We start from the raw sequence: 505 nt of genomic DNA on the forward strand, positions 1-505 counted from the left end.
CTGGCCGCGAGGCGCCGCACGTCCCTGCTCTTACTCCAACCGAACGGCTGGCCATGCAGCGACACGTGTCGCACGGGCGGGAAGATAATAACGGGGCGGTGCCGTCAGCGTACTCTAAACGGCGTCAAACCTGGCTAACCGAGTCATGTGAAAAGGGGTATCGTGAAGAAACTATCGAACGCTAGGCTCATCGGCGCCGCGCATGAGCGTGTAACGTCTCCTAGTCAGGCGGTCTTGCCATGATCCTGTATCACACCGAGCCCGATTCCCCTGTCATCGAAATTTCCGTCGAAGGCAAAATCACCGACCACGATCTGCGCGAAGCCATTGAGCGCATGCGTGGCGATCTCGAACTGAACGGCAAGACCCGCGTGCTCGAACGCATCGAGCATTTCACTGGCATCGAGCCGAAGGCGCTGTGGACCGATATAACGCTCGGCGTTTCCGTGGCCCGCAAGGTCACGCGCGCCGCCGTGGTGGCCGATGCGGGCTGGATCCGTGCCTC

General features: G+C 61.0%; 1 protein-coding gene. It reads left to right on the forward strand.

Translation table 11 applies throughout. The features are described from left to right. Nucleotides 1-239: 239 nt before the first annotated feature. Nucleotides 240-505: SpoIIAA family protein (locus AWB68_RS46195; protein WP_087650540.1), on the forward strand; the 266-nt coding region annotated here is incomplete at its 3' end.

It is taken from the genome of Caballeronia choica (genome assembly GCF_001544535.1).
Lineage (GTDB): Bacteria > Pseudomonadota > Gammaproteobacteria > Burkholderiales > Burkholderiaceae > Caballeronia > Caballeronia choica.